The following is an 18,078-nucleotide window of genomic DNA, read 5'->3' as shown; positions in this document are numbered from 1 at the left end:
GCGCCGGAGGGCCGCACCCCTTGCCCGGGGTGCGGCCCTCCGCCGTTTCGTGCGCCGCGTCGTCAGTAACGCGGCCGGTTGAACCAGGCGTTGCCCTCGTCCTTGGAGACGAGGACCAGCACCAGGATGCCCAGCACGGTGTGGATCAGGCCGACCGGGAAGGTGAACAGGCTCAGGATCATGCCGACGACGCAGGAGACGATGGTGGCGATGCGGACGCCCTTGCCACCGTTACCGAATTGGGCGGCCAGCGTGATCGCGGTCACCGTGAAGATCACGATGAGGACGATCACCGCGATCAGCACGCCCTTGCCGACGTTGAACGCCGACACGTCCGCGTACGGCGAGGACGAGGCTTCGTGCGACGCCTTGGTGACGCCACCCAGCCCCATCACCGCCAGCACCAGGCCGATGATGTTCAGGCCGGCGAGAACGAACAGCATCGCCCGGGCCGCCTTCACGCCGCCCGGCATCACCGTCGGGTACGGCATCTGCGCCGCGGGCATCGGACCGCCCGGGTACGGGCCGTACGAGGCCATCGGCTGCTGCGGTTGCTGTGGCTGCATGGGCTGTTGGTGATAGCCGTAGCCGGGCTGTTGGCCCGGCGGGGGGTCGTAGGGGCCGGGATTGGGGTAGCTCACGAGCGGTGCCCTTTCAGGCGAGGCGAAGCAGTATCGGCGAGTGCCACGAAGGCCCCCGGTCGCTGCTGCGAGGGGGCCTTCGTCGGCTGTTATGGGCGTCCGGGGGCCCGTTACGGCATTACTTGGGGGCCTGGATGACCACAGTGCCGACGATCTTGTCCGCGAACGTCTGGTTCTTCTCGTCCCAGAGCGGCCACAGCCAGCCGATGCCGCACAGCAGGCCGTTGAGGTAGCGGCAGAGGTAGCGCACGAAGGTCATACCGAAGCCCATGGGCTGGCCGGTGGCCTCCTTGATGACCCTGATGCCGAGCGCCTTCTTGCCCGGGGTCTGGCCGGTGCTGCCTTCCTTGGCGATGAGGAAGAACATTCCGGCCACGGCGATCAGCCACGCGAACGCGACGAGGACGAAGAAGATGGCCGGTGTGCTGGACGACGTCGCCGAGTTGTAGGCGTTCGAGACGCAGTTGTAGTCGCCCGTCGGGCAACTGGCGGCGGCCGAGCTGGCCGAGCTGCTGGCCGAGCTGGCCGAGCCGGCTGCCACGATGATGGCGATGACGTAGAGGATGCCCGGCAGCACGCCGATGATGAGGCCGTCGACCAGGAAGGCACCGAATCGCGCACCCCAGCTCGCGTAACCCGTCGGCATCCCCATGCCCGGCATACCCGGCTGCCCGTAGGGGGCCGCCGGCTGCTGCGGGTAGCCGTAGCCCGGCTGGCCCTGCGGCGGGACCTGGCCCTGCTGGGGGTAGCCGTACGGCTGCTGGGGCTGCTGCGGGGCGCCCTGCTGCGGGTAGCCGTAGCCCGGCTGGCCGCCCTGCGGCGGGACCGGCGGCTGCTGGCCGTACGGGCCCTGGGGGGCCTGCGGCGGCTGCTGGCCGTACGGGTTGTTCGGGTCACCAAAGCTCATGGTGCTGCTTTCCTCCGTTGGTGTCAGTGGGGGACGACGCGGCGTGACTCGGAGGAAAAACAGGTTGTTTCATGGCCCGCCCCCGACGATGCCTGCGGCACTGCGGCGTCAATCCTTCTAGGTGAGGATTCGCTCTGTCCAGTCAAGACGGTCAGCCTTTGTGCAACCGCAATGATCATTTCCGGACAACTGCCGCCCGCGCGCCCTGATTGGAACACAGGACCCCCCATCCGGGAGGATGGGGGGTATGACTGCCCAGATTCTGGATGGCAAGGCCACCGCCGCCGCGATCAAGTCCGAGCTCACCGCCCGCGTGGAGGCGCTGAAGGCCAAGGGTGTCACCCCCGGCCTGGGCACCCTGCTGGTCGGCGACGACCCCGGCAGCCGCTGGTACGTCAACGGCAAGCACCGGGACTGCGCCCAGGTGGGCATCGCGTCCCTCCAGCGCGAACTGCCGGAGACCGCCACCCAGGAGGAGATCGAGGACGTCGTCCGGGAGCTCAACGAGAACCCGGACTGCACCGGCTACATCGTCCAACTCCCGCTCCCCAAGGGCATCGACGCCAACCGCGTCCTGGAGCTGATGGATCCGGCCAAGGACGCCGACGGACTGCACCCGATGAGCCTGGGCCGCCTGGTCCTCGGCATCGACGGGCCGCTGCCCTGCACCCCGTACGGCATCGTCCAGTTGCTGCGCCGGCACGAGGTCGAGATCAAGGGCGCGCACGTGGTGGTCGTCGGCCGCGGCATCACCATCGGCCGCCCGATGCCGCTGGTGCTGACCCGCAAGTCGGAGAACGCCACGGTCACCCAGTGCCACACCGGCACCCGCGACCTGTCCGCGCACCTGAAGCAGGCCGACATCATCGTCGCCGCGGCCGGCGTGCCGCACATCATCAAGCCCGAGGACGTCAAGCCCGGCGCGGCCGTCCTGGACGTCGGCGTCAGCCGCGACGAGAACGGCAAGATCGTCGGCGATGTGCACCCGGGCGTCGCCGAGGTCGCCGGCTGGGTCGCCCCCAACCCGGGCGGCGTCGGCCCGATGACCCGCGCCCAGCTGCTGGTGAACGTCGTCGAGGCGGCCGAGCGCGCCGCCGGGATCACCGCCCCGCGCTAGCCGGCGGCGGGCCCGCACCCGCCCACCCACCGGCCGGGACGTGCGAGCCTGGAGGGGGCCGCACGGCTCGCCGGTCGCCGTCCCGCACGGCCGACGCCACACCGCACCGACCTCGCCACCGTCGTGGGCACCGCCCCCGACGACGAACTCGACGACGAACTCGACCCGGAAGGGGCTGACCGCCAGACATGGCTGCCGAAGCGCACTCGGAGGGTGCGTCCGAGCCGCAGCGCACCTCGCGCCGCTTTCCGCAGCTGACCCGCGACACCGCCCGCCCGGAGGGCGGCGGCCGGGCCGCTTCGGGCGACCATCCGGCGCCGGCCCGGCAGTGGCCGCTGCTCACCGTGCTGGGCGGGGTCGCCCTCGGGTTGCTGCTGGTCGCGCTCGACGCGTTCCGGATCGGCTCGATCGTGATCGGGCTGTCGCTGTTGGCCGGCGCGGCGCTGCGCTGGGCGCTGCCCTCGGTGGGGATGCTCGCCGTCCGCTCCCGCTTCACCGACATGATCACGTACGGCGGACTGGGCTTCGTGATCGTGATTCTGGCGATGATGGTGCAGCCCAGGCCGTGGATCCACCTGCCGTTGCTGGACGACATCGTCCACTTCACGGTCCGCTAGGACCGCCTCCCCGAGGCCGTTCCGGGGCCCTTGCGGCGCCGCGGCACACCGCGTACCGCGCCGCCGCGCGCGGCTCGGCGACGTTCGGGGGCCCCGACCACGAGCAGGACGGCCGCTTCGGGCCCCTTGCGGGAGGTCTACGGGCGAGGTCTTCAACGGCGAGTTCCGGACCGCTTTCGCGGGCCGCGCACCGACCCGTGCGCGCCGGCCCGCCGGCGTCGCGGTGACCACCGTCCCGACGTTGTCCGGCGGCCGCGCCGGTGCCCGCGTCGCTGCCCTGACCTGCGAGAACTCCGACGGAACCGGCCGGTCCCGGGACGCCGGGCCGCTCGACGCGACGGCGCCGGCCGGGCCCGCCACCGGACGGCCCGGCGACTGGCCGGGATTCACCCCCTGCGGAAGGCCGCCGCGGAAGAGGGGGGATTGCCCTCCCGGATCGCGGGCATGCGGACCACACCCCCCACGGGTGTGGCACAACCGCCGGCCGCCCGCGCTCCCCCTCCAGGTGCGGGCGGCCGGCGGCCCGACCGGACCGCTCCGCCCGGCCACCCACGCGAGGCGGTCCCCCAGGTGGTCCGGCCGGGGCCTCGTGAGCGCCGGTGAGGTGTCCCACACCGGCCTGTCACGTGGGTCGGGCGGGGGTCCGATAGCCTGACGGCCGGGTCTCTCGATACCAAGAGACCTCGATAGATGGGCAGGGACACCCACCGCCACCCAAGGTGGTCCAGGGGCTTGCCCCCGGAATACCGCGCAGGAGATCGCCATGACCCGCACTCCCGTCAACGTCACCGTCACCGGCGCCGCCGGCCAGATCGGTTACGCCCTCCTCTTCCGCATCGCCTCCGGTCAGCTGCTCGGCGCGGACGTGCCGGTCAAGCTGCGCCTCCTGGAGATCCCGCAGGGCCTCAAGGCCGCCGAGGGCACCGCGATGGAGCTGGACGACTGCGCCTTCCCGCTGCTCCAGGGCATCGACATCACCGACGACCCGAACGTGGCCTTCGCCGGCGCCAACGTCGCCCTGCTCGTGGGCGCCCGCCCCCGTACCAAGGGCATGGAGCGCGGTGACCTGCTGGAGGCCAACGGCGGCATCTTCAAGCCGCAGGGCAAGGCCATCAACGACCACGCCGCGGACGACATCAAGGTCCTGGTCGTCGGCAACCCCGCCAACACCAACGCGCTGATCGCCCAGGCCGCCGCCCCGGACGTGCCGCGCGAGCGCTTCACCGCGATGACCCGCCTGGACCACAACCGCGCGGTCACCCAGCTCGCCCAGAAGACCGGCACCCCGGTGTCCGAGATCCGCCGCCTGACCATCTGGGGCAACCACTCGGCCACCCAGTACCCGGACGTCTTCCACGCCACGGTCGCCGGCAAGAACGCCGCCGAGGTCGTGAACGACGAGAAGTGGCTGGCCGACACCTTCATCCCGACCGTCGCCAAGCGCGGCGCGGCGATCATCGAGGCCCGCGGCGCGTCCTCCGCCGCCTCGGCCGCCAACGCCGCCATCGACCACGTCCACACCTGGGTCAACGGCACCGCCGACGGCGAGTGGACCTCCATGGGCATCCCCTCGGACGGCTCCTACGGCGTCCCGGAGGGCCTGATCTCCTCCTTCCCCGTCACCACCAAGGACGGCACGTACGAGATCGTCCAGGGCCTGGAGATCAACGAGTTCTCCCGCACGCGCATCGACGCCTCCGTCCAGGAGCTGGTCGAGGAGCGCGACGCGGTCCGCGCGCTCGGCCTGATCTGAGGCCGGCGCCGGCACCCGCCGCACCACCCCGTCGAGCCCGTACGGTCCAACGACCGTGCGGGCTCGCCCCGTTGGGGGCCCGGGCGGGTGCGGCAATGCGCTGACAGCGCGGTCCCCGCTCCTCTATGCTGCGGTCCTTTCACACGTCCGGGTGACGGTGCGCGCCGGTGGAACAGCGGCGCCGCGCCGGTGCGTTGTGACGGACACGCACTGGCACGGGCGGCAGGTACGGGGGAGGCCGATGACCAGTAACGAGGTGCCCGCGCAGCCGGGGGAGCAGGCCGCACGGCCACGGCTGCACAAGGAATCCGCGGGCGCACCGGCGCCCGCACCGCTCCCCGCCGTCCCGCCCGGGGCCAGTGAGGCCACGCGCCTGCTGTGCGCCGGCACCTACCTCGACGACGCCTTCCGCGACGCCGTCATCGACGAGCTCTACGTCCATGAGGAGCGGTTCGCCGCGCCGTCCCTGGGCATCGACGCGGCCCGGGTGCTGGCCCACGCCCTGCGCGCCCGCCGGCTCGAACGGGGCTGGTCGGCGGCGATCCTGCTGACCTGGGTGGTGGGCGTCGTGCTGTCCCGGGGGATGGCGTGGGGCTATGTGTTCCCGGTGCTCGCGCTGGGCCTGGGGCGTTTCGTCCACGGGCTGTCGACCGCCTGGCCGGCCCGGTTCGGCTCCTTCCTCCTGCGCTGGTACGGCCGGCTCTCGTTGGCCTTCTCCGTGCTGGCGCTGGCGGTGATCGCCTTCACCGCGTCCCTGCCCGGCTTCCTGCCGTTGCTGTCACCGGTCGGCCTGGTCGAGTCGCTGCTCTCGGACGCCGGCCTGACCGGCTCGTCCTCCGGTGCGGCGTGGAGCGACCCGATCGGCGGCGCCGACAGCGCGGCGATGGGCCTGGCGCGGCTCTTCGCGGTCTGGGCGGCGCTGCTGGTGCCGGTGGCGGTGGCGGTGCTCGTCATGCTCCAGCGGGGCCAGTTCGCCCGGGTGCTCGCCCACGAGCTGTCCCGGGAGGACTTCCCCGACGCGGTGTCCGACCCGGCCGAGCGGGCCGAGGGCCTCCGCTTCCAGCGGCTGCGCGACCGGGTGCGCATCGAGCAGCACGGGCCGCTGGTGATGTACCGCCCCGGCGACCCGTTCTGCGGTGCGGGGGAGCCGTTCAAGCCCTGGTCGCTGTCGGTGGAGTTGGTCCCGCGGGCCGACGGCACCGCGGTGCCGTTGGACAACGGCGAGATCCTCGCCCGGATCGTCCCGCTGGTCGAGGCGTTGCGGGTGCCGTCGGGTTCGCCGGCGGCGGCCGGCGCGGTCCGCGACCGGCTGCGCACCCTCGAAGTCGACCAGTGCGTCTTCCTGCCCGTCGACGGCCTGGCGACCCGGGCCGCCGCGCCGTACGACCCCGCCGCCTTCGAGGCGCACCGGGCGGCCGCCCTGGAGGAGGGCGGCGAGACCCGCCGGCACTTCCTGCGCATCAGGGTCGGCGGGTGGCACGAGGGCGTGGTCACCACCGTCTTCGTCCGGGTCCACACCCAGGGCGGCATGCTGATGATGGAGGTCGCCCCGCACGTGCTGTGGCCGCTGCGGTCGCGCTTCCAGGACGCCGACCGCATCGCCCACCAGTACCGGCACCACCACCACTTCGGCAAGGCGGTGTGGGCGCTGGCCCACAGCCCCCGCGCCGCGGTCGAGGCGCTGCTCACCCTGGGGCGCGCCGTGGGCGGCGGCTGGGGCGCGGCCACCGAGGGCCACGGTGCCGCCCTCCCGGAGGGCCCCGCCGCCGCGGTCCGGGAGCTGGGCTCCGACGACGAGGCGTCGCTGTTCCAGCACATGGACGTGGCCCGCTACCTCAAGACCGTCCAACAGCGGGTGGCGGCCGGGGTGAAGGGCGCCCTGCACGAAGCGGGTTACCAGACCGCCGAGTTCGAGCAGCGGATCGTGCACGTCGCGGACGGCGGGGTCTACGTCGAGTCCGCCCAGGGAGCCGTCGGCATCGGCGACCACAACACCCTCACCCACAACGGCGACCCCGCTCCCAAGAGCGACTCCGCATCCCCGAAGGGCAGGTCCTGACGTGACGTCACATGACGCATCCGGCAAGGGCATCCACATCGGCAGCGTCCAGGGCGCCTTCGCCATCGGCGACCACAACACCGTCACCCACAACGCCGGCGGGCAGGGCGCACCCGCCGTCGACCCGGCGCACGAGGAACTCCTCCGGGCGGTCCGCACCCTGCGCGAGGACCTCGCCCGGGCCGTGGAGACCCCCGAGGTCCAAGCGCTGACCACCGAACTCGCCGACACCGAGGAGGAGATCACCGGCACCGGCGCCGCCGCCCCCGGCCGACTGGCCCGGCTGCGCGGCGCGCTGTCGGACGCCGGTGCGGTGGTGGGCCTGCTGGCGTCCGGTGCGGCCGTGGTCCAGGCGGTCGCCGCGCTCGTGGGGGGCTGACCCGCAGTGCCCGACAGCCCGCGCTGGAACCCGGACACCCAGTCCTGGGAGACCGGCCCCCCGCGTCCCGTCCGCCCCTACACCGGCCCGATGCCGCCCCGCCCGGCCGCGCCCCCGCCGCCGGGCGCGGTGGGCCCGGACCCGGCCGGCCCGGCCGCGCCCGCGTACCCGCCCGGGCCGCCGCACGCCCCCGGCGCGGACGACGCCGCGGGGGCGTCGGTGCCCGCCGGGGCCGCCCACCGCCGGACCCGGGTCCTGATCGCCGCCGCGGCGACCGCCGTCGTGGCGGCCGGCGCCGGCGGGGCCTACCTGCTGTGGGGGCGCGGTCCGGACGCCCCGCCCGCCGGCCGTCCGACGGCCGCGGCCAGCAGCGGCCCGACCACCGCCCCGACCGGCCCCGGGGCGTCCACCGCGACGCCCACCGCCGATCCGTCCGCCACCGCGACGGTCCCCGGCGGCTACCGCCTGGTCCACGACGACAAGGGCTTCACGCTGGCGGTCCCCGACGGCTGGCGGCGCGACGTCCGCTCCACCGGCGTCTTCTACACCTCGCCGGACACCCGCAGCCTGCTCCAGGTCTTCCAGATCACCGAGCCCGACCTCACGCCGCGGCAGGCGCTGGAGCAGGCGTCCCAAGGGCTCTCCGGCAATCCCGGCTACAAGGAGCTCGGCATCGCACCGCGTCGGGGCCCCGGTGGCACCGACGGCGTGGTCCTGACCTACGCCTACGACAGTGACCGGCTGGGCCTGCGCGTGCAGGCCGTCGACTGCGCCTTCACCGTCCCCGACGGCCGGCAGTTCGCGGTCCTGGTGCTGGGACCGGAGTCCGACTGGCCGCAGCAGGAGACGATCCAGCGGATCGCCCTGGAGTCGTTCGGCCCCAGCGCGTGAGAGGTGCGGCCCGGCCACCCCGGGCCGCACCGTCGCGGGCCCGGCTAGCCGGGGAGTTCGGTGCGCTCCCACCACTCGTACACGGGCAGTCGGCCGCCGGCGGTGTCCCACTCCCGTGGGGTCGGCCGGAAGTGCTCGAAGCCGCCGCGGTAGGGGACCTTCAGGTCGCCCCCGCTGGGATCGACGTCGACGATCCGCTCGGTGATCCCCTCGGGACCGCCCTGGAGAACTGCCTTGGGTGCCTTGCTCGCCATGGCGGCAGTGTCTCGCGCACCGTCCGGCGGCCGGGGGCGGCTCGCCGGGCGACGCCGTCAGTCGCGGGGGAATTCGCCGGTGGGGAGGGTCATGCCGAGGACGGTGTCGGTGCGGTCGACGGGCTCGCCGTAGGCGACGGTGAGGTCGCGCTTGTATGCGCCGTCCTGCGGATGCGTGAAGACCCGGCAACGCCCGGCATAGGGGTCGGCGATGAAGGAGACGGGCACTTCAGCGGCGGCGTACGCCCACTGTGCGAGCGTCACGTGGGGGTGTCGGCGTCACGCGGAGTGGATGCCGCCCTCCAGGACGGAGATGTCGGCGGTCTGGCCGGGCGGCGGGGTGTGTGCGGGGACCGGGTGGTCGTAGTCGCTGAGCAGGACGGTGCTGCTCTCGCCGTCGACCTGGGTGGTGAGCTTCAGCGGGTAGTGCGTGCCCTGGATCGCGACGTAGACGGTCTGGGTGGCGTCGCCGACCTTCTTGACGACGGGCAGCACCCGGGTGCCCTCGTGCGTGGTCGGGCGGCCCTTGCTCAGGGTGACGGAGGGGGTGGAGGGCGACGACGGGTCCTGGGGCGCGGGGGACTGCGGGGCGACCGACTTCTGGAAGGTGGTGAGGTCGCAGGCGGTGGCGATGCTCTGGAGGAAGGCGTCGTCGGTGGTGCCGTGCAGGAACCGGCCCTGGTAGTTCCGGGCCGCGGTGGTCCCCTCGTCGCCGGGCAGCTGGCTCTTCCAGAAGGCCGCGTCGGGCTTGAGCCAGACGTCCTTGCCGCGTTTGATCAGGTCGACCCGGCCCAGCGGGCCCTTGCTGACGTTGCCGGCGCAGTTGCCCGCCCGGTCGAGGGTGAGGTCGAGCTTGGTGGTGTCGGTGGAGCTGGCGGTGCGCAGCCGCAGCGAGTGCGCACCGAGGAGGGCGTGCAGGGCGTCGTCGGAGATCTGCTGCGCCGTCTTGCCGGCGAGGTCGCCCTCGTCGCCAGGGTCGTCGGCGGGTGCCGCGGCGGCGCAGGTGGCGACCAGGACCACACCGGCCGCGCCACAGGTCAGCGCGGTGAGGGAGCGGCGTCTGCGGGGCATCTCGGCTCCTCCGGTACGGAGGGGCTCCCGGGGACCGCGGTGGGCCCTCGAAAGGCTCCCCGGTGGGCATAAGGCTATTCAGCGTACTTTCCGGTCCATTCGGGCGCATGTGGAGCTGTCGGGCGGCTTTGGGTGACTCGGGTCACTTTCGATGAATGTTTGGGCATAGGACCGGGGCATTGGGTTAGGGGTCCCAGTTGCTAGTGGGCCAGAGGTTGAACCAGTGATGAACACCGGAGCAGCCCGGACCGCCGGCGCAACTCACCGGTAAGTGGAAGGCAGAAAGACGTCGTGTCGGGAACCGAGACAAGCGAGACCATTCACGTAGGCGGGGTGTGGCGGGCGGCTGCATCCGGTGCCACGCGCGAGGTCCTGGACCCCGCCGACGCCACGACGCTCCAGGTGGTCGCCGAGGGCGGTGCCGAGGATGCCGACGCGGCGGTGGCGGCGGCCAAGGCGGCCTTCGACGGCGGCGCGGGGGAGTGGCCCCGCACGTCCGCGGGTGAGCGTGCGGCGCTGCTGCGCCGGGTCGCCGACCTGCTCCAGCGCGACCGCGAGCAGATCGCGCTGATCGAGAGCCGGGACACCGGCAAGACCCTGGAGGAGGGCCGGGTCGACGTCGACGACGTCACGAACGCCTTCCGCTACTTCGCCGACCTCGTCGTCAACGAGAGCGGCGGCCGGGTCGTCGACGCCGGTTCGCCGGACGTGCACAGCGTCGTGGTGCACGAGCCGGTCGGCGTCTGCGCGCTGATCACCCCGTGGAACTACCCGCTGCTCCAGGCGAGTTGGAAGGTCGCGCCGGCGCTGGCGACCGGCAACACCTTCGTCATCAAGCCGAGCGAGGTCACCCCGCTCTCCACGGTGCACCTGGTCCGGCTGCTGGTCGAGGCGGGTCTGCCGGCGGGCGTCGCCAACATCGTCACCGGCGCCGGGCTGCCGGTCGGCCAGCGGCTGGCCGAGCACCCGGACGTGGACCTGTTCTCCTTCACCGGCGGCCTGGCCAGCGGCACGAAGGCGGGTGCGGCGGCGGTCTCCGGCGCCAAGAAGATCGCCCTGGAACTGGGCGGCAAGAACCCCAACGTGGTCTTCGCCGACGCCTGCGCGACGGACGAGGGCTTCGACACCGCCGTCGACCAGGCGCTGAACGCGGCGTTCATCCACAGCGGGCAGGTGTGCTCGGCCGGCGCCCGGCTGATCATCGAGGAGTCGGTGCGCGACCGCTTCGTCGCCGAACTCGCCCGCCGCGCCGAGAAGATCAAGCTGGGGCGGGGCACCGAACAGGGCGTGGAGTGCGGCCCGTTGGTCTCCCAGCAGCAGTTGGACAAGGTCGAGGCGTACGTCGCCTCCGCGCTGGCCGAGGGCGCCAACCTGCGCTGCGGCGGCGCCCGCCCGGAGCCCAGCGACGTCCGGCCGGCCACCGGCTACTTCTACCGGCCGACCGTGCTGGACGGCTGCCACCGCGGGATGAAGGTCGTCCGCGAGGAGACCTTCGGGCCGATCCTCACCGTCGAGACCTTCTCCACCGAGGACGAAGCCGTCACGCTGGCCAACGACACCGAGTACGGGCTGGCCGGTGCGGTCTTCTCCGCCGACACCGCCCGCGCCCGCCGGGTCGCGGCCCGACTGCGGCACGGCACGGTGTGGATCAACGACTACCACCCCTACCTCCCGCAGGCCGAGTGGGGCGGCTTCGGGAAGTCCGGCATCGGGCGCGAGCTCGGCCCGACCGGGCTCGACGAGTACCGGGAGAGCAAGCACGTCTACGAGAACCTGCGGCCCCAGCCCGTCCGTTGGTTCGCCGGCTGACCGGTCCGTCCCCGGCCCGGGCGGTCGCCGCCCGGGCCCCGCGCGCACTTCGCAGTAAGGAGCACCCCCCATGCCCGTGTACGACTACGTAGTCGTCGGCGGTGGCACCGCCGGATCCGTCATCGCCTCCCGCCTCACCGAGGATCCGCACACCACCGTCGCCGTGATCGAGGGCGGTCCCACCGACATCGACCGCGAGGACGTCCTGACGCTGCGCAAGTGGCTCGGCCTGCTCGGCGGCGACCTGGACTACGAGTACACGACCACCGAGCAGCCCCGCGGCAACTCGCACATCCTGCACAGCCGCGCCAAGGTCCTCGGCGGCTGCTCGTCGCACAACACGCTGATCTCCTTCAAGCCGCTGCCGTCGGACTGGGACGAGTGGGCGGCGGCCGGTGCGACCGGCTGGGGCGCGAACGAGATGGACCCCTACTTCGGCAAGCTGCGCAACAACATCGTGCGGGTGGCCAAGAAGGACCAGAACCAGATCGCCACCGACTGGATCGAGGCGACGAAGACCGCCCTCGGCGTCCCGGAGGTCGTCGGCTTCAACGACCGGCCCTTCGAGGAGGGCGTCGGCTTCTTCGACCTCGCCTACCACCCGGAGAACAACAAGCGCTCCTCCGCCTCCGTCGCCTACCTCCACCCCCACATGGAGGCCGGCGACCGGCCCAACCTCACGCTGATGCTGGAGACCTGGGCGCACAAGCTGGAGCTGGACGGCACCACCGCCAAGGGCGTCCACGTCCGCACCAAGGACGGCGAGGAGGTCTACGTCGAGGCCGCCCGCGAGGTGCTGGTGTGCGCCGGCGCGGTGGACACCCCGCGGCTGCTGATGCACTCCGGCATCGGCCCCAAGAAGGACCTGGAGGCGCTGGGCATCCCCTGCGTCCTGGACCTGCCGGGCGTCGGCGAGAACCTCATCGACCACCCCGAGTCGGTCATCGTCTGGGAGACCAACGGGCCGATCCCCGGCAACTCCGCGATGGACTCGGACGCCGGTCTGTTCGTGAAGCGGGACCCGGACCACAAGGGCCCGGACCTGATGTTCCACTTCTACCAGATCCCGTTCACCGACAACCCGGAGCGACTGGGCTACGAGCGGCCCGAGCACGGCGTCTCGATGACCCCCAACATCCCCAAGTCCCGTGCCCGCGGCCGGCTCTACCTCACCTCCGCCGACCCCGAGGTCAAGCCCGCCCTGGACTTCAAGTACTTCGAGGACGAGGGCGACTACGACGGGCGGACCCTCGTCGACGGCATCAAGCTGGCCCGCAAGGTCGCCCAGGCCGAGCCGTTCAAGAAGTGGCTCAAGCGGGAGGTCTTCCCCGGCCCCGAGGTCACCGACGACGCCGAGATCAGCGAGCTGGTCCGCAAGGCCGCGCACACCGTCTACCACCCGGCCGGCACCTGCAAGATGGGCGCCGCGGACGACCGGCTCGCCGTCGTCGACCCGGAGCTGAAGATCCGCGGCCTGTCCGGCATCCGCATCGCCGACGCCTCCGTCTTCCCGACGATGCCCGCGGTGAACCCGATGATCGGCGTGCTGATGGTGGGGGAGAAGTGCGCCGAACTGCTCCGCGCGGCCTCTACCCAGGGGGGTGATGCGTGATGACCGGTTCCTCCGTCGACGCCGCTGCCGTCCCCAACCCCCGCAAGGACACGGCCGGTTCGGCCGCGGACGGCGCGGGCGAGCAGCCCGTGGTGTTCTCCGTGCGCCACCTGTGGAAGGTCTTCGGGCCGAAGGCCGAACGCATCCCCGACGACGCCGCGGTCACCGAGCTCAGCGCCCGGGAGCTGCGCGAGCAGACCGGCTGCACCGCAGCCGTCCGCGACGTCTCCTTCGACGTCCGCAAGGGCGAGGTCTTCGTGGTCATGGGCCTCTCCGGCTCCGGCAAGTCCACCCTCGTCCGCTGCCTGACCCGGCTGATCGAGCCGACCAGCGGCGTGCTGGAGATGGACGGCGAGGACGTCCGCGCCATGGACCGCACCGCGCTGCGCGAACTGCGCCGCCGCCGGGCCGCCATGGTCTTCCAGCACTTCGGCCTGCTGCCGCACCGCACCGTCGTCGACAACGTCGCCTACGGCCTGGAGATCCAGGGCATGGGCAAGTCCGAACGCCGCGAGAAGGCCACCGAGATGGTCGACAAGGTCGGCCTGGCCGGCCTGGAGAAGCGCCGCCCCGGCCAGCTGTCCGGCGGCCAGCAGCAGCGGGTCGGCCTGGCCCGCGCGCTCGCCGTGGACCCCGAAGTCCTGCTGTTCGACGAGCCGTTCAGCGCGCTCGACCCGCTCATCCGGCGCGACATGCAGGAGGAGGTGGTCCGCCTGCACCGCGAGGAGGGGCGGACCATGGTCTTCATCACCCACGACCTGGCCGAGGCGCTGCGGATCGGCGACCGGATCGCCCTGATGCGTGACGGGCAGATCGTCCAGCTGGGCACCCCCGAGGAGATCGTCGGCTCGCCCGCCGACGACTACGTCCGCGACTTCGTCCGGGACGTCCCGCGCGAGCAGGTGCTGACCGTCCGCCGCGCGATGCGCCCCGCGGAGGCCGGCGAGGCCGAGGCGGGCCCCGCGCTCGCCCCCGACACCCTGATCTCCGACGCCATCGAGGCGGTGGCCCGCTCCGGCGGCCCGGCCCGGGTCGTCGACGACGGCCGCTGTCTGGGCATCGTGGACAGCGCCTGCCTGCTGAACGTCGTGGCCCGGATATCCCAGCCGCACCACGACGCGTCGGGGGAGGTGGCCGCCTGATGTACGCCGCCACACCCCACCGCGGCGCCGCCCGCGCCGTCGCCCCCCGCGCGCCCGCCGCGAGCCCCCGGGCCCGCCTGCGCGCCGCCCTCCTGCGCCAGTGGCGCCAGGCCCAGCGGGCCGCCGCGCTGAACGTGGCGGCCGGCACCGTGAAGCGGGGCCGCGCATGAGCACCGCCGCACCCCCCACCACTCCCGGCGTGCTCGGCGCCGGGAAGCCCGGCCCTCTCCAGGGCCTGTTGCGCCGCCGCGGCCTCGCCAAGCTCCTGCTGCTCGCCGTCGCCGCGGCCGTGCTCGTCCCGCTCGCCGCGGCCGCCTGGCCCGGCGGCGCCTGGCCCACCGCGCTGACCGTGGACCTCTCCGGGCCGCTCGACCACGCCAGCAACTGGATCATCGACAACCGCGACAGCAACTGGCTGTTCGTCTACGTCCTGGGCCACCTCAGCAACGCCGTGGTGCTCTCCGTCCGCGGCGTCTACCTGCTGCTGCTCGCCCTCGGCTGGACCGGCGTGACGGCCGGTGTGACGCTGCTGGCCTGGCGCGTCGCCGGCCTGCGGATCGCCGCCGTCGCGCTGGTGTCCTTCCTGGTCAGCGGGGCCCTGGGGATGTGGGTCCCGACCATGCAGACGCTGGCCCTGATGATCGTGGCGGTGCTCGCCTCGGTCGTCGTCGGCGCGCTGCTCGGCCTCGCCGCCGGCCTGTCCCCCCGGCTCTTCAAGCTCCTGCGCCCGGTCCTCGACACCATGCAGGTGCTCCCGGCCTTCGCCTACCTGCTGCCGGTCGTGCTGGTCTTCGGCATCGGCGTGCCCGCCGCGCTGCTGGCCACCGTGATCTACGCGGCGCCGCCGATGGCCCGGCTCACCGCGCTCGGCCTGCGCGGCGCGGACGCCGGCGTGCTGGAGGCGGTCTCCTCGCTCGGCGCCACCGGACGCCAGCGACTGCTCACCGCGCGCCTGCCGCTGGCCCGCAAGGAGCTGCTGCTCGGCGTCAACCAGACGATCATGATGGCGTTGTCCATGGCCGTGATCGCCTCGATGATCGGCGCCGCCGGCCTCGGCGACCGCGTCTACCAGGCGCTCGCCTCGGTCGACGTCGGCTCCGCGCTGGCCGCCGCCATCCCGATCGTGCTGCTGGCCATCGTCATGGACCGCACCACCGCCGCGGCCGGCGAGAAGCTGGGCGCGGCCCCGTCCGCCGCCGGCCCCCGGCTGCTGCGCGGCTGGCCCGCCTGGGTCGGCATCGCCGCGGTCACCGCGGTGGTCGCGCTCGTCGGCCGCCTGGCCGGCTCCGCCATCTGGCCGGCCGGCGCCACGTTCGCCATCGCCCGGCCGGTCAACGACGTCAAGGAGTGGATGGTCAACCACCTCTACTCCGGTGTCCCGGTCGTCGGCGGCACCGCCGACTGGGCCGCGCACTTCACCAACTGGGTCCTCAACCCGCTGCGGGACGGCCTGACCGCCCTGCCCTGGTACGGCGTGCTGCTCCTCGTCGCCGCCCTCGCCTGGCTCATCGGCACCTGGCGCACCGCGCTCACCGCCGTGCTGGCCATGGCCGCCATCGGCGTGCTGGGCGTGTGGAAGCCGTCCATGGACACCCTCTCGCAGGTGCTGGCCGCCCTGGTCGTCACCCTGGTGCTGGGTGTCGGCGTCGGCATCCTCGCGGCCGGCAGCAAGCGCTTCGAGGCGGTGCTGCGGCCGGTCCTGGACGTCATGCAGACCATGCCGCAGTTCGTGTACCTGATCCCGGTCGTGGCGCTGTTCGCGGTGGGCCGCGCGCCGGCCGCCGCCGCGGCGGTCGTCTACGCCCTGCCGGCGGTCATCCGGATCACCACCCAGGGCCTGCGCCAGGTCGACCCCGGCGCCATGGAGTCCGCCCGTTCGCTCGGCGCCACCCGCTGGCAGACCCTCCGCCAGGTCCAACTGCCGCTCGCCCGGCCGGCGTTGCTGCTGGCCGTCAACCAGGGCGTGGTCCTGGTGCTGGCCGTCGTCATCATCGGCGGTCTGGTCGGCGGCGGGGCCCTCGGCTACGACGTGGTCACCGGCCTGGCCACCGGCGACCTCGCCATCGGCCTGGTCGCCGGCGTCGCCATCGTGTGCCTGGGCCTGATGCTCGACCGGGTCACCCAGCCCACGGAACGGCGCACGACCGGGAAGGGAGCCTGACCATGTCCCGCACTCCGACACGCGCCCGGGCGCTGACCAAGGCGCTGGCCGCCACGGCCGCGACCGGGGCCCTGCTGGTGTCCCTGTCCGCCTGCGGCAAGGCCGACATGACCAAGCAGGCGTCCCCGTTCGCCGCGGCCAAGGGATCCAAGTCCGTGACCCTGTCCGTGCAGACCTGGGTCGGCGCCCAGGCCAACGTCGCGGTGGCGCAGTACCTGCTCGAACACGAGCTGGGCTACCACGTCGACACCGTCCAGGTCGACGAGATCCCCGCCTGGGACGCGCTCAGCCAGGGCCGGGTCGACGCCATCCTGGAGGACTGGGGCCACCCCGACCAGGAGAAGCGCTACGTCCAGGACAAGAAGACCATCACCGCCGGCGGCGGCAACGGCGTCACCGGCCACATCGGCTGGTGGGTCCCGAAGTACTGGGCGGACGCGCACCCCGACGTCACCGACTGGAAGAACCTCAACAAGTACGCCAAGCAACTCCGCACCTCGGAGAGCGGCGACAAGGGCCAGTTGATGGACGGTTCGCCGTCCTACGTCACCAACGACAAGGCGCTGGTGAAGAACCTCGGCCTGAACTACCAGGTCGTCTTCGCCGGCTCCGAGGCCGCCCAGATCACCCAGATCCAGCAGTTCGCCAAGCAGAAGAAGCCGTTCCTCACCTACTGGTACGAACCGCAGTGGCTCTTCAACCAGGTGCCGATGGTGGAGGTCAAGCTCCCCGCGTACAGCGACGCCTGCGCGGCGAAGGGAGCCAAGGACCCGCAGTCCATCGACTGCGCGTACCCCACCACCCCGCTGCAGAAGTACTTCAACACCGACTTCGCCAAGAGCGGCAGCTCCGCGGCGCGGTTCCTGAAGAACTTCCACTGGGACAAGAAGAACCAGAACGAGGTCTCCGAAATGATCGCCTCCAACGGCCTCCCGGCCGACGAGGCGGCCAAGAAGTGGGTGGACGAACACCCCGACGTGTGGAAGCCCTGGCTGACGAAGAAGTAGCCGCCGCACCTCAACCTCCGCACCCGGGCGGGGCCGTCGGCCGACGGTCCCGCCCGCTGGCTTTCGGCTCTTTTGGGGTGTAGCGGCTTTTGCGCGGTCGCGTTCGAGGCAGTCATCCGATCCGGAGTTCGTAACGCAGCCGCTGACGCTGTGCGGGCATGACCATCACGTCGACCTGGATGGGCCGGTCGTCGCCGTCCAGGGTGAGTCGCGTCAGTTGGAGTACGGGTTCGAGCGGTCCGGCCTGCAGCGCTGCTCGTTCCTCCGCGCTCGGCATCCGGGCGATGACGTCCTCACGGACCCGGACGCCCACGTAGCCGAGCTCGGCCAGTAGCGTGACCGCACCCCCGGGGATCTTGGCCGTCCCAGAAAGTCGGGTGCCGCGGGCGATGTGCGCCGGGTAGAAGGTGTCCGTCAACTCGCAGGGCTCGTCGTCGAGATACATGAGGCGACGGCGTACGACCACCACCTCTTCCTCACGCGTCCCGAGCAACTCGGCCACCTCGGGCGGCGCCGCGATCTCCTCGGCGCGGACGATGCGCTGACGGCCGCGGCGACCCTTGGCCGCGGTCTCGGCGCCCCAGACGTCTGACGGGCCCTTGTCCCGGGGCGTCAAATACGGCATCGAGGTGCTGACCCACTCGCTGGCGCTCACGGT

Annotated in this window: 18 protein-coding genes; 12 read left to right on the top strand and 6 right to left on the bottom strand. The window is 72.6% G+C overall.

Features of this window, described 5'->3' with window-relative positions; all coding sequences use genetic code 11:
• Positions 1–62: 62 nt before the first annotated feature.
• Together ACLJT4_RS02785 and ACLJT4_RS02780 are read right to left on the bottom strand one after the other, a co-directional pair.
• Positions 63–641 carry a hypothetical protein gene (locus tag ACLJT4_RS02785; RefSeq protein WP_411120815.1) on the bottom strand — a complete coding sequence of 193 codons (579 nt, stop codon included), beginning with the start codon at positions 639–641 and terminating at the stop codon, positions 63–65.
• A gap of 118 nt (positions 642–759) precedes the next feature.
• On the bottom strand, positions 760–1,548 hold the full coding sequence (locus tag ACLJT4_RS02780; RefSeq protein WP_411120814.1) for an RDD family protein: 789 nt from the start codon (positions 1,546–1,548) through the stop codon (positions 760–762).
• 247 nt (positions 1,549–1,795) lie between these two features.
• Between ACLJT4_RS02780 and ACLJT4_RS02775 the strand changes: the two genes are divergently transcribed.
• The 6 genes from ACLJT4_RS02775 to ACLJT4_RS02750 all read left to right on the top strand — a co-directional run bounded on the left by ACLJT4_RS02775 (position 1,796) and on the right by ACLJT4_RS02750 (position 8,364).
• Positions 1,796–2,665, top strand: coding sequence for a bifunctional methylenetetrahydrofolate dehydrogenase/methenyltetrahydrofolate cyclohydrolase (locus ACLJT4_RS02775; protein WP_411120813.1), 870 nt, complete (start codon positions 1,796–1,798; stop codon positions 2,663–2,665).
• A gap of 188 nt (positions 2,666–2,853) precedes the next feature.
• The gene (locus ACLJT4_RS02770; RefSeq protein ID WP_016570521.1) at positions 2,854–3,282 is read left to right on the top strand and encodes a DUF3017 domain-containing protein; all 429 of its coding nucleotides are present in this window, start codon (positions 2,854–2,856) and stop codon (positions 3,280–3,282) included.
• Positions 3,283–4,045: 763 nt separating this feature from the next.
• Positions 4,046–5,035, top strand: coding sequence for a malate dehydrogenase (locus ACLJT4_RS02765; RefSeq protein ID WP_411120812.1), 990 nt, complete (start codon positions 4,046–4,048; stop codon positions 5,033–5,035).
• 241 nt (positions 5,036–5,276) lie between these two features.
• Positions 5,277–7,094 carry a hypothetical protein gene (locus tag ACLJT4_RS02760; RefSeq protein WP_411120811.1) on the top strand — a complete coding sequence of 606 codons (1,818 nt, stop codon included), beginning with the start codon at positions 5,277–5,279 and terminating at the stop codon, positions 7,092–7,094.
• A 1-nt stretch (position 7,095) separates the two neighbouring features.
• On the top strand, positions 7,096–7,473 hold the full coding sequence (locus ACLJT4_RS02755; RefSeq protein WP_016573277.1) for a hypothetical protein: 378 nt from the start codon (positions 7,096–7,098) through the stop codon (positions 7,471–7,473).
• Positions 7,474–7,479: 6 nt separating this feature from the next.
• A complete protein-coding gene (locus tag ACLJT4_RS02750) occupies positions 7,480–8,364 on the top strand; it encodes a hypothetical protein (protein WP_411120810.1) in 885 nt (294 codons plus the stop codon).
• A gap of 44 nt (positions 8,365–8,408) precedes the next feature.
• Here the strand turns inward: ACLJT4_RS02750 and ACLJT4_RS02745 are convergent, their stop codons facing one another.
• Genes ACLJT4_RS02745 through ACLJT4_RS02735 form a run of 3 tightly spaced genes read right to left on the bottom strand, consistent with a single transcriptional unit; the run spans position 8,409 to position 9,689 of the window.
• Positions 8,409–8,618 (bottom strand): DUF5988 family protein, encoded by a 210-nt coding sequence (locus tag ACLJT4_RS02745; protein WP_411120809.1) that lies wholly within the window; start codon positions 8,616–8,618, stop codon positions 8,409–8,411.
• Between the two features lie 57 nt (positions 8,619–8,675).
• The gene (locus ACLJT4_RS02740; RefSeq protein WP_411120808.1) at positions 8,676–8,882 is read right to left on the bottom strand and encodes a hypothetical protein; all 207 of its coding nucleotides are present in this window, start codon (positions 8,880–8,882) and stop codon (positions 8,676–8,678) included.
• 15 nt (positions 8,883–8,897) lie between these two features.
• A complete protein-coding gene (locus ACLJT4_RS02735) occupies positions 8,898–9,689 on the bottom strand; it encodes a hypothetical protein (RefSeq protein WP_411120807.1) in 792 nt (263 codons plus the stop codon).
• 333 nt (positions 9,690–10,022) lie between these two features.
• Here ACLJT4_RS02735 and ACLJT4_RS02730 point away from each other — a divergent pair, with 333 nt between their 5' ends.
• From ACLJT4_RS02730 to ACLJT4_RS02705, 6 genes are all read left to right on the top strand, one after another.
• Positions 10,023–11,498 (top strand): aldehyde dehydrogenase family protein, encoded by a 1,476-nt coding sequence (locus ACLJT4_RS02730; RefSeq protein ID WP_411121068.1) that lies wholly within the window; start codon positions 10,023–10,025, stop codon positions 11,496–11,498.
• 70 nt (positions 11,499–11,568) lie between these two features.
• A complete protein-coding gene (locus tag ACLJT4_RS02725) occupies positions 11,569–13,110 on the top strand; it encodes a GMC family oxidoreductase (RefSeq protein WP_411120806.1) in 1,542 nt (513 codons plus the stop codon).
• Complete coding sequence (locus ACLJT4_RS02720; RefSeq protein ID WP_411120805.1) at positions 13,110–14,252, top strand: quaternary amine ABC transporter ATP-binding protein; 1,143 nt, start codon at positions 13,110–13,112, stop codon at positions 14,250–14,252. Before ACLJT4_RS02725 ends, ACLJT4_RS02720 begins: the two co-directional genes overlap by 1 nt.
• Positions 14,252–14,422 (top strand): hypothetical protein, encoded by a 171-nt coding sequence (locus ACLJT4_RS02715; RefSeq protein ID WP_411120804.1) that lies wholly within the window; start codon positions 14,252–14,254, stop codon positions 14,420–14,422. Before ACLJT4_RS02720 ends, ACLJT4_RS02715 begins: the two co-directional genes overlap by 1 nt.
• The gene (locus tag ACLJT4_RS02710) at positions 14,419–16,413 is read left to right on the top strand and encodes an ABC transporter permease subunit (RefSeq protein ID WP_411120803.1); all 1,995 of its coding nucleotides are present in this window, start codon (positions 14,419–14,421) and stop codon (positions 16,411–16,413) included. The genes ACLJT4_RS02715 and ACLJT4_RS02710 overlap by 4 nt, the downstream gene beginning before the upstream one ends.
• Before the next feature lie 2 nt (positions 16,414–16,415).
• Positions 16,416–17,420, top strand: a complete 1,005-nt coding sequence (locus ACLJT4_RS02705; protein ID WP_411120802.1) for an ABC transporter substrate-binding protein — start codon at positions 16,416–16,418, stop codon at positions 17,418–17,420.
• Positions 17,421–17,532: 112 nt separating this feature from the next.
• On the opposite strand, the gene ACLJT4_RS02700 is transcribed toward ACLJT4_RS02705, so the two are convergent.
• The gene (locus ACLJT4_RS02700) at positions 17,533–18,075 is read right to left on the bottom strand and encodes a UTRA domain-containing protein (protein WP_411120801.1); all 543 of its coding nucleotides are present in this window, start codon (positions 18,073–18,075) and stop codon (positions 17,533–17,535) included.
• Positions 18,076–18,078 lie beyond the last annotated feature (3 nt).

Source organism: Streptomyces sp. x-19 (assembly GCF_046549115.1).
GTDB lineage: Bacteria > Actinomycetota > Actinomycetes > Streptomycetales > Streptomycetaceae > Streptomyces > Streptomyces albulus_C.
Note: the sequence above shows the minus strand (reverse complement) of the source record. Positions and strands in the feature narration are given on the sequence as shown.

What these genes read in the sequence shown, in the direction of transcription:
- ACLJT4_RS02780 (WP_411120814.1), bottom strand. Translation starts at nt 1,548, where the DNA reads ATGAGCTTTGGTGACCCGAACAACCCGTACGGCCAGCAGCCGCCGCAG.
- ACLJT4_RS02775 (WP_411120813.1), top strand. Translation starts at nt 1,796, where the DNA reads ATGACTGCCCAGATTCTGGATGGCAAGGCCACCGCCGCCGCGATCAAG.
- ACLJT4_RS02770 (WP_016570521.1), top strand. Translation starts at nt 2,854, where the DNA reads ATGGCTGCCGAAGCGCACTCGGAGGGTGCGTCCGAGCCGCAGCGCACC.
- ACLJT4_RS02765 (WP_411120812.1), top strand. Translation starts at nt 4,046, where the DNA reads ATGACCCGCACTCCCGTCAACGTCACCGTCACCGGCGCCGCCGGCCAG.
- ACLJT4_RS02760 (WP_411120811.1), top strand. Translation starts at nt 5,277, where the DNA reads ATGACCAGTAACGAGGTGCCCGCGCAGCCGGGGGAGCAGGCCGCACGG.
- ACLJT4_RS02745 (WP_411120809.1), bottom strand. Translation starts at nt 8,618, where the DNA reads ATGGCGAGCAAGGCACCCAAGGCAGTTCTCCAGGGCGGTCCCGAGGGG.
- ACLJT4_RS02735 (WP_411120807.1), bottom strand. Translation starts at nt 9,689, where the DNA reads ATGCCCCGCAGACGCCGCTCCCTCACCGCGCTGACCTGTGGCGCGGCC.
- ACLJT4_RS02725 (WP_411120806.1), top strand. Translation starts at nt 11,569, where the DNA reads ATGCCCGTGTACGACTACGTAGTCGTCGGCGGTGGCACCGCCGGATCC.
- ACLJT4_RS02720 (WP_411120805.1), top strand. Translation starts at nt 13,110, where the DNA reads ATGACCGGTTCCTCCGTCGACGCCGCTGCCGTCCCCAACCCCCGCAAG.
- ACLJT4_RS02715 (WP_411120804.1), top strand. Translation starts at nt 14,252, where the DNA reads ATGTACGCCGCCACACCCCACCGCGGCGCCGCCCGCGCCGTCGCCCCC.
- ACLJT4_RS02710 (WP_411120803.1), top strand. Translation starts at nt 14,419, where the DNA reads ATGAGCACCGCCGCACCCCCCACCACTCCCGGCGTGCTCGGCGCCGGG.
- ACLJT4_RS02705 (WP_411120802.1), top strand. Translation starts at nt 16,416, where the DNA reads ATGTCCCGCACTCCGACACGCGCCCGGGCGCTGACCAAGGCGCTGGCC.